Origin of the sequence: Microvirga sp. RSM25 (assembly GCF_044784385.1) — a bacterium.
GTDB lineage: Bacteria > Pseudomonadota > Alphaproteobacteria > Rhizobiales > Beijerinckiaceae > Microvirga > Microvirga tunisiensis.
This window is the reverse complement of record NZ_CP173039.1, coordinates 118,352-130,393: the sequence shown is the minus strand read 5'-3', so window position 1 is coordinate 130,393 and position 12,042 is coordinate 118,352. Positions and strand designations below refer to the sequence as shown.

The 12,042-nt window shown below is 61.6% G+C and carries 10 protein-coding genes, 1 tRNA gene and 1 pseudogene; 7 read left to right on the top strand and 5 right to left on the bottom strand.

The genetic code is table 11. From position 1 onward, the window contains the following. Positions 1-3: 3 nt before the first annotated feature. From ACD578_RS00575 to murA, 4 genes are all read right to left on the bottom strand, one after another. A complete protein-coding gene (locus tag ACD578_RS00575) occupies positions 4-489 on the bottom strand; it encodes a UPF0262 family protein (RefSeq protein ID WP_152713128.1) in 486 nt (161 codons plus the stop codon). Between the two features lie 18 nt (positions 490-507). Further along, the gene (hisD, locus tag ACD578_RS00570; protein ID WP_404289942.1) at positions 508-1,800 is read right to left on the bottom strand and encodes a histidinol dehydrogenase; all 1,293 of its coding nucleotides are present in this window, start codon (positions 1,798-1,800) and stop codon (positions 508-510) included. Further along, on the bottom strand, positions 1,800-2,240 hold the full coding sequence (locus ACD578_RS00565) for a DUF2948 family protein (RefSeq protein WP_404289940.1): 441 nt from the start codon (positions 2,238-2,240) through the stop codon (positions 1,800-1,802). Before ACD578_RS00565 ends, hisD begins: the two co-directional genes overlap by 1 nt. A 132-nt stretch (positions 2,241-2,372) precedes the next feature. Beyond that, positions 2,373-3,662 carry a UDP-N-acetylglucosamine 1-carboxyvinyltransferase gene (gene murA / locus ACD578_RS00560; protein ID WP_404289938.1) on the bottom strand — a complete coding sequence of 430 codons (1,290 nt, stop codon included), beginning with the start codon at positions 3,660-3,662 and terminating at the stop codon, positions 2,373-2,375. Between the two features lie 383 nt (positions 3,663-4,045). On the opposite strand from murA, the gene hemA reads away from it, so the two are divergent. The 5 genes from hemA to ACD578_RS00535 all read left to right on the top strand — a co-directional run bounded on the left by hemA (position 4,046) and on the right by ACD578_RS00535 (position 9,593). Next, a complete protein-coding gene (hemA, locus tag ACD578_RS00555; protein ID WP_404293626.1) occupies positions 4,046-5,272 on the top strand; it encodes a 5-aminolevulinate synthase in 1,227 nt (408 codons plus the stop codon). Positions 5,273-5,336: 64 nt separating this feature from the next. After that, positions 5,337-5,411 (top strand) — tRNA-Thr (locus ACD578_RS00550). A gap of 579 nt (positions 5,412-5,990) precedes the next feature. After that, complete coding sequence (locus ACD578_RS00545) at positions 5,991-7,100, top strand: DUF3182 family protein (RefSeq protein ID WP_404289936.1); 1,110 nt, start codon at positions 5,991-5,993, stop codon at positions 7,098-7,100. Continuing rightward, positions 7,084-7,890, top strand: coding sequence for an alpha/beta hydrolase family protein (locus ACD578_RS00540; RefSeq protein ID WP_404289934.1), 807 nt, complete (start codon positions 7,084-7,086; stop codon positions 7,888-7,890). The genes ACD578_RS00545 and ACD578_RS00540 overlap by 17 nt, the downstream gene beginning before the upstream one ends. 1,124 nt (positions 7,891-9,014) lie before the next feature. Beyond that, complete coding sequence (locus ACD578_RS00535) at positions 9,015-9,593, top strand: L,D-transpeptidase (RefSeq protein ID WP_404289932.1); 579 nt, start codon at positions 9,015-9,017, stop codon at positions 9,591-9,593. Between the two features lie 91 nt (positions 9,594-9,684). Here ACD578_RS00535 and ACD578_RS00530 read toward each other — a convergent pair whose 3' ends face one another. Beyond that, positions 9,685-9,849 carry a hypothetical protein gene (locus ACD578_RS00530; protein WP_404289930.1) on the bottom strand — a complete coding sequence of 55 codons (165 nt, stop codon included), beginning with the start codon at positions 9,847-9,849 and terminating at the stop codon, positions 9,685-9,687. 34 nt (positions 9,850-9,883) lie between these two features. On the opposite strand from ACD578_RS00530, the pseudogene ACD578_RS00525 reads away from it, so the two are divergent. Continuing rightward, positions 9,884-10,122 (top strand): annotated as a pseudogene (locus ACD578_RS00525) (3'-5' exonuclease); the annotation flags it as partial. A 374-nt stretch (positions 10,123-10,496) separates the two neighbouring features. After that, positions 10,497-12,041: a sugar ABC transporter ATP-binding protein gene (locus tag ACD578_RS00520; RefSeq protein ID WP_404289928.1), complete on the top strand. Its 1,545-nt coding sequence runs from the start codon at positions 10,497-10,499 to the stop codon at positions 12,039-12,041. The last annotated feature ends 1 nt before the right edge of the window (position 12,042 follow it).

Here is a 12,042-nt window from a genome sequence, read left to right as displayed (position 1 = left end):
GCGTCAGCCCTTCCAGTGCAGCGCGAAGATCAAAGTGAAGATGCGGCGCGCCGTATCGAAATCGAGGATCAGCTTGCCATCCAGGCGCTTCATCAAGAGTTCGGCCGCTTCGTTGTGCAATCCGCGCCGCCCCATATCGATGGCTTCGATTTGAGCCGGCGAGGCGGAACGGATCGCCTGGTAATAGCTGTCGCAGATCATCTCGTAATCACGGATGGCTCTGCGGAACGGCGTCAGCGACAGGTGATGCGAAACGAGATGCGCGCCGTCCTGTGCCGTGACCTCGAAGCAGAGTTTTTTCTCGATGAGCGAGATGCGCAACGCATAAGGCCCACCGTCGTAATTCGGCAGGGCGAAGGTGTTTTCTTCGAGAATGTCATAGATGGCGATGGCCCGCTCATGCTCCTGATCGGGATTGCCGCGGCCGATGGAGGCCTCGTCGAGCGTGACGGCGACCAGCCGGGTCCGCTCCTTCGCTTCGCTCGCCATCCCCCCTCCGCTCGCCCTTTAGAGATTCAGGCGGATCGCGACCGACCGCGCATGCCCCTCCAGCCCTTCCGATCGCCCGAGCGTAATCGCCGCTGGGCCGAGCGCACGCAGAGCGTTCGCATCGCATTTCAGGATCGAGGTTCGCTTCATGAAGTCAAGCACGCCCAGGCCCGACGAGAAGCGGGCGGACCGGGCCGTGGGCAGCACGTGGTTCGGACCGCCCACATAGTCGCCGATGGCTTCAGGCGTGTGGCTGCCGAGGAAGATCGAACCTGCATTTCGCACCTTGGAGGCAAGCTCCTCTGCATTCTCCGTCTCGATTTCCAGGTGCTCAGGAGCAAGCCTGTCCACCAGGGGAATGGCGTTCTCCAAACGATCGATCAGGATGATGGCGCCGTAATCGCGCCAGCTCGCGCCGGCGATCTCCGCCTTGGGCAGGGTCTGAAGCTGGCGCTCGACCGCCTTCTCCACCGCATCGGCGAGAGCAGGGCTATCCGTGACGAGGATCGACTGCGCTGCGGGGTCATGCTCGGCCTGGGCCAGAAGGTCGGCGGCGATCCAATCAGGATTGCCGTGGGCATCCGCCAGGATCAGCACCTCGGAGGGACCGGCAATCATATCGATGCCGACCTGGCCGAAGACGCGGCGCTTGGCGGCCGCCACATAGGCATTCCCGGGACCGACGATCTTGGCGACCGGCCGCACGGACTCGGTACCATAGGCGAGCGCAGCCACCGCCTGCGCGCCTCCCACGCGAAAGACTTCGTCGACGCCGGCAAGGCGCGCAGCCGCCAGAACGAGCGGGTTCGTCTCGCCCTTCGGGGTCGGCACCACCATGGCGATGCGGGGTACCCCTGCGACCTTTGCCGGCACCGCATTCATCAGGACGGAGGAGGGATAACTCGCCCGGCCGCCGGGCACGTAAAGCCCGACGGATTCGATCGCGGTCCAGCGCCAGCCCAGCGTGACCCCGAGCGGGTCCGTGGTCATGGAATCCTGCGGGCGCTGCGTCCGGTGGTAGGTCTCGATGCGCTCCTTTGCCAGCGCGAGAGCTTCCAGCGCCTCCTTCGGGCACTGGGCCTCGGCGGCATCGATCTCGGCACCCGAAATGCGCAGGGTCTCAGGCTGGAGCGCCAGCCCATCGAAGCGATAGGTGAAATCGATCAGGGCTTCGTCGCCTCGCACCACCACGTCCTCGATGATGGCACGGACGGCCTGGTCCACATCCTCCGACACCTCCCGCTTGGCCGAGAGGAGAGCAGAGAAAGCCTGCGGGAAGGACGGCTCCCGCGCATCGAGCCTTTGCGCCATTACAGGCGCTCCGCCGATTGGAGCTGTTCCTCGTGCGAGGGGCGGCTTTCGGCAGCCCAGACGGGGCCAGTGTCTTTCATCTGCATTTCGATGCACTCCAAGTCCACCTGGATGGCGCCACCTTCGGCAAAGATCAAGGTGGCAGTGCCCGATGGGGCGCTGGTCTCCTCGAAGGCAATGGCGAGAAGGTTAAGAACCGCATCCTTGTTGGTCTGGTCGATGCCACGGACACGCACGCCCGTGACATTCTCGAAATGCATGCAGGTCAGCCGGCGCTGGGGGGTTGCCGCCTCCCAGTCATAACGGCGGGTCTGAATGGCAAAACGCCGTTCCTTGGGCAGATAGGCGATATCGCCCACCCTGAGCAGGGAATCCTGCAAGTGGGCGGAGATAACGGCAAGATCTTCCGGATCGAAAGCGACAAGTCTCAGGAGATCCATGGGGCACCAACCTATTGTTGAACTTTAAGGTTTAGGTAGAGAGCCCCCTGCCCTGGCGCAACCTTTCGGCTGCGGCTTCTTCTTCATGGCTCGAAAAGAAAAGGCCGGCTGAAAATGCCGGCCCTTCTGTCCTTAGCCCCTCAGGCGCTCGATCTGAGCGCCGCAGCGGGCGAGCTTGGCTTCGAGGGCCTCGAAGCCGCGATCCAGGTGGTAGACCCGGTTGATGGTGGTCTCGCCTTCAGCCACGAGGCCCGCGATAACCAGGGACACGGAGGCGCGAAGATCCGTCGCCATGACCGGCGCTCCCTTGAGGCCGGCCACGCCATCCACATAGGCGCTGTCCCCGTCGAGGCGTATCTGTGCGCCGAGGCGGGCGAGCTCCTGCACGTGCATGAAGCGGTTTTCGAAGATCGTCTCGCGTATACGGGACGTGCCGTTCGCCCGGGTCATGAGGGCCATGAACTGGGCCTGCAGATCGGTCGGGAAGCCTGGGAACGGGTCGGTGGTAATATCGACCGGCTGGATGCCATTGCCGTTGCGCCGGATGCGAATGCCGCCATGGGTCGAGGACACGTCGATGCCCGCCTGACCCAGCACGTCGAGGGCGGCCTGGAGATATTCGGGCCGGGTGTTGTCCAGAACGAGGTCGCCGCCCGTCATGGCCACCGCCATGGCATAGGTGCCGGTCTCGATCCGGTCGGGCATGACGTCATGGGAGGCCCCGCCGAGGCGGGATACGCCCTTGACCACGATCTCAGAGGTGCCGGCTCCTTCAATCCTGGCGCCCATCTTGATCAGGCATTCGGCCAGATCCGCCACCTCCGGCTCGCGGGCGGCGTTGCGGATCACGGTCGTGCCCTGGGCAAGCGTTGCCGCCATCAGGGCCACATGGGTGCCGCCGACCGTCACCTTCGGAAAATCGATCTCGGCGCCGATCAGACCTTTAGGAGCGGTCGCCACCACGTAACCACTCTCGATCTCAATGGCCGCTCCCAGCTTGGCGAGTGCCATGATGAGGAGGTCGACCGGCCGGGTACCGATGGCGCAGCCGCCCGGCATGGACACCTTGGCATGACCGAACCGGGCCACCAGGGGAGCGATGACCCAAAAGCTCGCCCGCATGGTCGAGACCAGTTCGTACGGGGCCGTGGTGTCGATGATGTTCTTGGCCGTCAGTCGGATGGTCTGCCCCGTCTCCGAGGACTGGCCGGGCCGGCGGCCGGCAATCGAGTGATCGACACCGAAATTACTCATGATTCGCAGGAGCGAGGAGATATCGGCGAGCCGCGGCACATTGCCGAGCTCCAGGTTTTCCTCCGTCAGAAGGCTGGCGATCATGAGAGGCAGGGCCGCATTCTTGGCACCTGAAATCGGAATCAAGCCGTTGAGAGGCGCGCCGCCCCGGATGCGAATGCGATCCATCAAATTCCCCTTGCAATATTTTTAGCGAGCTATGCGCTATGCGCGCCTTGAGCCCTTCAGGCTAGTCTGACGGCTTGTCGCGCTCAGCTGAAACGCTCAAGCTCTCAGCTTCGGTTCCGGACGTCTTCACAGCCTGCCGTCCCCGAGCTTGAGCCTTGCGACGCTTAAGATTCTCTTTCAAGGCCGCCTTCAGCCGGTCAGCTTTCTCTTGCGATTTCACGTCAGTCATGGTTCACGCGACCCATCGTCGCCTTTATCAAATAGAGGCTTCGCAAGCGGCTCTCAACCGCAATATCACGGTTCAGGACTTTGACCCGGATCAATGTGATCTGGCATAATAGGTCCAGTATCCCCGGGCATTGCGTTGCCCACCCGGTGAGATGATGGATTATCATAACTTCTTCACGTCAGCCCTCGAGCGTCTCCAGGTCGAGCGGCGCTACCGCGTTTTTGCCGATATCGAGCGGCTGGCCGGCCGTTATCCCCAGGCGATCTGGCACTCTCCGGAGGGGGCCCGTCCCATCACGGTCTGGTGCTCCAACGACTACCTCGGCATGGGCCAGAACCGGGACGTCACCCGGGCCATGGTCGAAGCCGCTTGGCGCCTCGGCACCGGAGCCGGCGGCACCCGCAACATCTCCGGCAACAGCAATCCCATCGTGGCGCTCGAGGCCGAACTCGCCGACCTGCACGGCAAGGAGGCGGCGCTGGTCTTCACCTCGGGCTACGTCTCGAACCAGACCGGCATCTCGACGCTCGCCAAGCTGATCCCGGACTGCCTGATCCTGTCGGACGCGCTCAACCACAATTCGATGATCGAGGGCGTGCGCCAGTCCGGCTGCGACAAGGCGATCTTCCGCCACAACGACCTCGATCACCTGGAAGAGTTGCTCCAGGCAGCCGGTGATCGCCCCAAGCTGATCGTGTTCGAGAGCGTCTATTCCATGGATGGCGACATCTCCCCGATCCATGCCATCTGCGATCTCGCCGAGCGCTATGGCGCCATGACCTATATCGACGAGGTTCATGCGGTCGGCATGTACGGCTCCCGCGGCGCCGGCATTGCCGAGCGCGAAGGCGCGATGCACCGGATCGATGTGATCGAGGGCACGCTGGGCAAGGCCTTCGGGGTCATGGGCGGCTATCTGACCGGCACCAAGGCCGTGATGGACGCCATCCGCAGCTTTGCCCCAGGCTTCATCTTCACCACCGCCCTGCCCCCGGCGGTCGCGGCAGCCGCCACGGCATCCATCCGGCACCTCAAGGAATCGTCCACCGAACGCCAGCAGCAGCAGCATCAGGTGGCCCGCACCAAAGCGGTGCTCAGCGGCGTCGGCCTGCCTGTCCTCGACACGGTCACGCATATCGTGCCAGTGATGGTGGGAGATGCGGAAGCCTGCAAGGCGGCCTCGGACCGCCTGCTGAACAAGCACGGCATCTACATCCAGCCGATCAACTATCCCACCGTGCCCCGTGGTACCGAGCGTCTGCGCATCACCCCCGGCCCGTTCCACTCCAACGCCCATATCGACGCCCTCGCCGCCGCCCTGGTGGAGGTCTGGACGGCGCTCAGGCTGCCTCTGGAGCCGAAAGTCCAGGCGGCCGAGTAAAGATCATTTTCAAGCTTGCATGGAGGGCTGCCCTGTGGCAGTAAGCGGCCCTCCCCGTTGGCGCGCTGCCGTAGCTCAGTGGTAGAGCACTCCCTTGGTAAGGGAGAGGTCGAGAGTTCGATCCTCTCTGGCAGCACCAGCCAAACCCTTTGAAGGTTCTAACCTTCTTGGATTTCTCGCTTACCTGGTAATCACCCCTGTAGATCGCGGGCAGCACCAGGGCGGCATACCCGAAATGATTGGCTGTACACTCCCGTGAGCAGGAATTGCCGCAAACGGGAATTTGAGTTGGCGCGCCGTCGATTGTGGTTGCCGAGGACTCGGCCACGCTGATAACCGCTTGGCCTCAAAGTCGAACGTGGCGGACACGACCCGGAGGACAGCGCGAGACTCGGCACTGCCTACCGAGAGTAATGTCGTGAGCTCGGGTCTTGTATGACCTCGACGTTCCGGCGCCCTGGTGAAGTCTAGTCCTCACCCTTCTCTTGGTCAGTTTCGTCGCGAATACCCGTCCTTGGGCAATCTCAAGACTTTACCGGTAGAGCGTCGGGACCTTGTACGTCCCTGTGTTAAGGTCCGCCGCAGGCTACGACCTGACCTAACGGTGAGATGGACTGCATCAAAACCGGAACTCTTGGTCGCCCGGGAGCTTGGTTTCCGCAGCATCGCTAACACTCGGCTCTGACAGGTCTTCGATGTCTGCGGATGGGGGCTTAGCTTGGCGGACGATGTAGTGGTCGAGTACTCTCCCCAAGACGGCGGGTTCGTCGATATGCATGAGCGGATCACCCGGGCAGCCGTCGCTAAGCGATTGGCTGCCCTGATGGGATTTGACTATGCGGGCGAATACGACCAATCCTCCCTTCATCCTGGCAGAATTTATTTCGTCCCCAGCAACACATTGGTTGGCATCAAGCAGGCAGCGCAGCTTGGCATCACGGGCGAGCGCGATCTCTTCGGCGGGGCTGTGCCTTATCCGTTCGTTGCCACCAAAATCATCACTCATCCACTCGTTGAGCACAATGCATCTGCACCCCGGGGCTGGTCCAACTCCTTCGCCCGCCGAGTACAAAGCGCTGTGCTTCAGGGGTATTCCGTCTTTACGGAAGACCAAGCCTATGCCGCCGGTGAGCGTCTTCTGAAGGACGGGCCTGCTCGCCTCAAGCCAGTGCACGCAACGGCCGGACGGGGACAGAGGGTGATCCGGAGCCTGAGCGAGCTCGTGGAAGCCCTTACCAGAATCGACCCAACCGAACTGTTACACTCCGGGCTGGTCCTGGAGGAGAACCTTACAGCGGTGACGACCTACAGCGTGGGCCAAGTGCGCGTGGTCGACCTCACAGCCACATATTATGGCAGTCAGCGCCTGACAACGGACAATGCCGGAGATGAGGTCTATGGCGGATCCGATCTCGTGGTCGTGCGCGGCGACTTTGATGCGCTGGTCCGGCTTCCGCTGACCGAGAGCATTCGCATCGCCGTGGGGCAGGCTCGGGTCTACGATGCCGCCACAAGTGTCTTTCCGGAAATGTTTGCCTCACGGCGTAACTACGATGTGGCTCAAGGAACGAACGCACGCGGCCAGTGGCGCTCGGGTGTTCTGGAGCAGTCCTGGCGTATGGGTGGCGCCACAGGTGCCGAAATCGCCGCGCTTGAGGCCTTCCGGGCCGATCCTGCCCTCCAGGTCGTGCGTGCGTCGACTTACGAGGTCTACGGTGAGAGCCAGGCTCCTCCGCCCCAGGCGACGGTGTATTTCCGTGGGACGGATGACCGGGTAGGATTATTGACCAAGTACGTAGTGGTTGAGGCGCATGGCGATACGAGATGAGCAGGTCGACATCCAAGTCGACGATCAGCAGATCTCAGGCACCTTGGTTACACCGGCAACGGTTTTGCCCGGCGTCCTATTTCTGCATGGCTGGGGCGGCAGCCAACAACAGTACTTGGCAAGGGCCCGCGAGATTGCAGCCTTGGGCTGTGTCTGTCTGACAGTCGATCTCCGGGGCCATGCCGGAACCGAAGCGCAGAAGGAGACGGTCACGCGCGCGGACAACCTGGGTGACGTGCTTGCGGCCTACGACACGCTGGTCCGCTACCCCGCAGTTGACCGGAACGCGATCGCGGTTGTGGGCAGCAGCTATGGCGGTTATCTCGCCGCAATCCTGAGTTCATTGCGTCCCGTGCGCTGGCTCGCCTTACGTGTTCCGGCACTCTACCGCGACGAGGATTGGCCTCTGCCAAAGCAGCAGTTGAAGAAGTACGGTCTGGCCGACTACCGCCGTGGGCGGGTCACTCCTGACCAGAACAGGGCTTTAGCAGCTTGTGCGGCGTTTCAAGGTGACGTGCTGATCGTGGAATCGGAGCACGACGACATCATCCCGCACCCGGTGATCGAGAACTATCTCACTGCGCTCAAGGGTGCCCACTCGCTGACCTACCGTCTCATCGAAGAGGCGGATCATGCGCTATCAGAAGAGGCGTGGCAGCAGTCCTATACCTCCCTGCTGCTCAACTGGGCTACCGAGATGGTGCTGGGAGCCCGAGAGGAGGGGGCAGCCCCGGAAGTGCACACCCAGATACATCCGGCACCACGTAAGGGGCCCCCGACGGCTGCATGATGGCGCGACCGTAGCCCCCAGGTCCGAAACTACCATTCTCACACTGGCAGCAAAGCGGCCAGACCTGCCTCAGATCCGATGATCTGGCGTTACCGGCGGGAGGTCAGATCTCGACTCGATAGTCCTTTCGCTCGGCGGTGTCGGGAGTGGTGTGAACCTTGACTGCCCTATCGACAAGCGTTTCTCTAAGGCAGCAACTTGCCGTGCCAGATTGTCGATGGCTGCTTTGAGGGCGAGGACATCAGCCGCATCGGGAATGGTGGACACGGTAGTGGCCGCCCGTGATACGGCCGGATCCTCATGGTTCCTGCGAGCCTTGAGCTCCGCTTCAAGAGATGGGGCACGCCTCATCCTGCGCGATGCCAGGAAACGCCGGAGCGCTTGACCGATCAACCACAAGACACATAAGGCGAGGAAGAGCGTGAGCAACGCAGAAGGCAGGCTATCGAACATGTTTGGCTTCATCCCTGAAAGAGCGGATCGAGGCAGGAGGCAATGCCACAGCAAGGTTCATCGTTCCGGAGGTCGACTGTCGCGTCTAGCTCATGACGTTACCTCTGAACGTCACTTGCTGACCCTGACAGCTAATCAACGCTCCGCCTCCGAGACTTGCCACAACGGGGTTTTCGCCGAAGCCAGCAGCCGACATCCAGATTGCCTATTCCGCGGTTAGACCTTCCATTGAAGCGTGGAACCGTCCCAAGATCGGCTCCTTTGCCATGCATCGCTCTTCGCTATGTCGATGCTCATGACGCCCCTCGGCCTGCCACGCGTCACCTGTGCATCGACATCCAGCGCCTCTGCTCGGAAGAAGTGTCATGGCGGAGTCCTGGCGCGGCCATTACGAGCACTGGCGCAACGTGACCCGCGAGCATCTTATCCATCGCTTCTCGAACCCACGCTGGCAAATACTGAATGACTGGTTTGGGTCAAACTTTCACATTCCGACCACTCAACATACGTCCGCACTCAGACGCCGAAACGGACCAAGCTTGCTGGTCCAGGGAGTGCCATTTTCGGACCCTAGGGCGATTCGAACCCTTCCGGGGCACTCCCGATTCGCGAGGAACCGAAAGCCAGGCCTTAGGCGTTGAAGCTGTGCCATTCCACGCGAGGAGGTCCGCATGATCCACTTCGTGTTCACTGTCGTGCTGGTTGCGTGCAGTTTGGTGTTCACGGGCTCCGCCCAGGCGCAGACCGTCGCCTCTCTTGGTGGCGAGCCTACCAACTTCTTCGAGCGCCTATTTGGCGGGTCGATCTCCCCGACTGCTCGGCGGGTGGTCTTCTGGCCCGGCAACAATCGGCCAGGCACGATCGTCATCTCCACCAGTCAGCGCCGGCTCTATTTCGTACTCGGCACCGGGCGGGCCATTCAGTACGGCATCGGTGTCGGACGTCCGGGCTTCACCTGGACCGGGATCAAGACTGTCAGCATGAAACGGGAATGGCCATCTTGGAGCCCTCCGGCCGCGATGCGGCGGCGGCGCCCTGATCTTCCACGCTACATGGAAGGTGGCCTGGGCAACCCGCTGGGTGCCCGGGCACTATACCTTGGCTCCTCCATGTACCGGATTCACGGCTCCAATGAGCCGGAGACCATCGGTTATGCCGTCTCGTCCGGGTGCATTCGAATGACCAATGCTGACGTGGTCGACCTCTACAACCGAACCCGGGTAGGCACCAAGGTCGTGGTATTGCGCTGACGGGTGCCGGGATGGAACCTTGTTTCTGTCGCCAACAGTCAATCCATAGACGTTCGGGCCATGCAGACAGGCATCCCTGACAGACTGACGTTCAACACTCCGCCGGCAGGATATCTAGATCGGTCGTGGAGCGCTTAGCGATGTCGTCGGCACTGGCGTGCAGGAATTCACTTGCGGCCCGGCGGAACTCCGTCCGCAGCATCGACACGAAGTCCCACTCGCCGTTGAGCTTTGACGATGCGCCACGTTGAAACAAGTCTCGCTTGTGCTGCCAGGGAAGCTAGCATGGTTCCACCAAGGGGCAGGAGTGGAAGTCGGTCCTCGTCCTGAACGTGGTCGACGGCTGCATCCATTCTGATCTCGGCACCGACACCCACGGCGGAGATCGAGGAGGAGCTTCGGCTGCATTACGTGGCCATGAGCCCGCCCAGAGCCGCCTACATCTTATCGTGCCGGAGCGGTTCGTCACACACCAGCAATCCGCCACCGGGATCATCATGTTTATACAGCCCCTACTCGATCCGAGCCATATTTCCGGTTGCCTGCTCCTTGGCTTCATGAATATCATCCTCGAAATAAAATAAAACTATGCACGTTCAATCTCGTCCGTCTCCGAAGGGGGCTCACCGGAACGGCGTCAAGAGCGCAGTACCGTCACTGGGTGGCGGTCGGGAGGGAACAGATGCGGGTACAGGATAACGTCCTGCTGCAGACCGCAGCGGCTTGCGACGTTGAGTGTCCGAGCGCCCTCCAGCGGCTGCGCAAAAATAACTCCAACGTGGCGAATATTGTTGGCTCGATCGCCGCCGCATGTGCGGCATCCCGCAGACCGGTTCTCGTCAGCCGCTGGGGTTGGAGGCAGCCTAGGCATGCGACAGTATCGTACCAAGCGGAGCGTCGCTCATGACGCCGCTCGTCACGATCAGGGATCTCGACAAATCATTTCCTGGCGTGAAGGCTCTGAAGAAGGCTCGCTTCGAACTCCTCTCCGGAGAGGTCCATGCCCTGATGGGTGAGAACGGCGCCGGCAAGTCCACCTTGATGAAGGTTCTTTCCGGGATCTACCGCAAAGATGCCGGCGAGATCTGCATTGAAGGCGTGCCCGTCGATATTCCATCTCCGCGAGCCGCGCAGGATCTGGGGATCAGCATCATCCATCAGGAACTGAACCTGATGAACGACCTCACGGCCGCGCAGAACATCTACATCGGTCGTGAGCCTAAGCGAGCCATGGGGCTTCTGCTCGATGAAGAGGCTCTGAACCGAGCTGCCGTCGAAATCTTCGAACGCATGCATCTAAAGCTCGATCCGAGGGTCGAGGTCGGCCAGCTCACCGTCGCCAAACAGCAGATGGTCGAGATCGCCAAGGCCCTGTCCTTCAGGTCGAGGGTCTTGATTATGGACGAGCCCACGGCTGCCTTGAACAATGCCGAAATCGGAGAACTGTTCAGCATCATCCGGAAGCTCAAGGCCGATGGCGTCGGCATCGTCTATATTTCGCACAAGATAGATGAGCTGAAGGAAATCTCCGACCGCGTTACCATCATGCGCGATGGCGAATATGTTGGCACGGTTTCCACAGCGACCACGAGTGTCGACACGATCATCTCGATGATGGTCGGCCGAAGCCTCACCGAGACGAAGACGGAAGTTCCGGACCTGTCGAGCCATGACGTCGTGCTCGAGGTCCGCAATCTCCACCGCAGCAATGACATCCTGGACGTGAGCTTCAAGCTGCGGAAAGGCGAGATCCTTGGATTTGCCGGTTTGATGGGGGCGGGTCGGACGGAGGTTGCACGCGCCATCTTCGGGGCGGATCCGCTTGACGACGGCGAGATCATCGTCAGGGGCAAGCCTGTGACGATCCGCTCGCCGCAAGACGCCGTCCGTCTCGGCATCGGCTATCTGTCAGAAGACCGTAAGCGTTTCGGACTGGCGACCGGCATGGACGTAGCGGCCAATATCGTCATGCCATGCCTGAGCCGCTTCCTCTCCAAGAACATATTCCTCAAGACACGTGCGATCCGGGAGACGGCGCGCTCCTACATCCGGCAGCTGCGGATCAAGACGCCATCGGATGCTCAGGAGGTGCGGTTTCTGTCAGGTGGCAACCAGCAGAAGATCGTCATCGCGAAATGGCTCGCCCGAGACTGCGAGATCCTGTTCTTCGACGAGCCGACACGCGGCATCGATGTCGGTGCGAAGAACGAGATCTATAAGCTCCTCAACACTCTTGCGGCCCAAGGACGCGCCATCGTGATGATTTCATCGGAGCTGCCCGAGATCCTGCGCATGAGTCATCGGATCGCGGTGATGTGCGAGGGTCGTCTGACCGGCGAACTGCCCGCCGAGGGAGCGTCACAGGAAGACATCATGCGCCTTGCGACGCAGCGGCACAGCCTCACCACCAATGCCTTGAACGCGGCGACCCGGGGATCAAGCACGTGAC

What these genes read in the sequence shown, in the direction of transcription:
- ACD578_RS00575 (WP_152713128.1), bottom strand. Translation starts at nt 489, where the DNA reads ATGGCGAGCGAAGCGAAGGAGCGGACCCGGCTGGTCGCCGTCACGCTC.
- ACD578_RS00535 (WP_404289932.1), top strand. Translation starts at nt 9,015, where the DNA reads ATGATCCACTTCGTGTTCACTGTCGTGCTGGTTGCGTGCAGTTTGGTG.
- murA (WP_404289938.1), bottom strand. Translation starts at nt 3,662, where the DNA reads ATGGATCGCATTCGCATCCGGGGCGGCGCGCCTCTCAACGGCTTGATT.
- ACD578_RS00540 (WP_404289934.1), top strand. Translation starts at nt 7,084, where the DNA reads ATGGCGATACGAGATGAGCAGGTCGACATCCAAGTCGACGATCAGCAG.
- hisD (WP_404289942.1), bottom strand. Translation starts at nt 1,800, where the DNA reads ATGGCGCAAAGGCTCGATGCGCGGGAGCCGTCCTTCCCGCAGGCTTTC.
- hemA (WP_404293626.1), top strand. Translation starts at nt 4,046, where the DNA reads ATGGATTATCATAACTTCTTCACGTCAGCCCTCGAGCGTCTCCAGGTC.
- ACD578_RS00565 (WP_404289940.1), bottom strand. Translation starts at nt 2,240, where the DNA reads ATGGATCTCCTGAGACTTGTCGCTTTCGATCCGGAAGATCTTGCCGTT.
- ACD578_RS00520 (WP_404289928.1), top strand. Translation starts at nt 10,497, where the DNA reads ATGACGCCGCTCGTCACGATCAGGGATCTCGACAAATCATTTCCTGGC.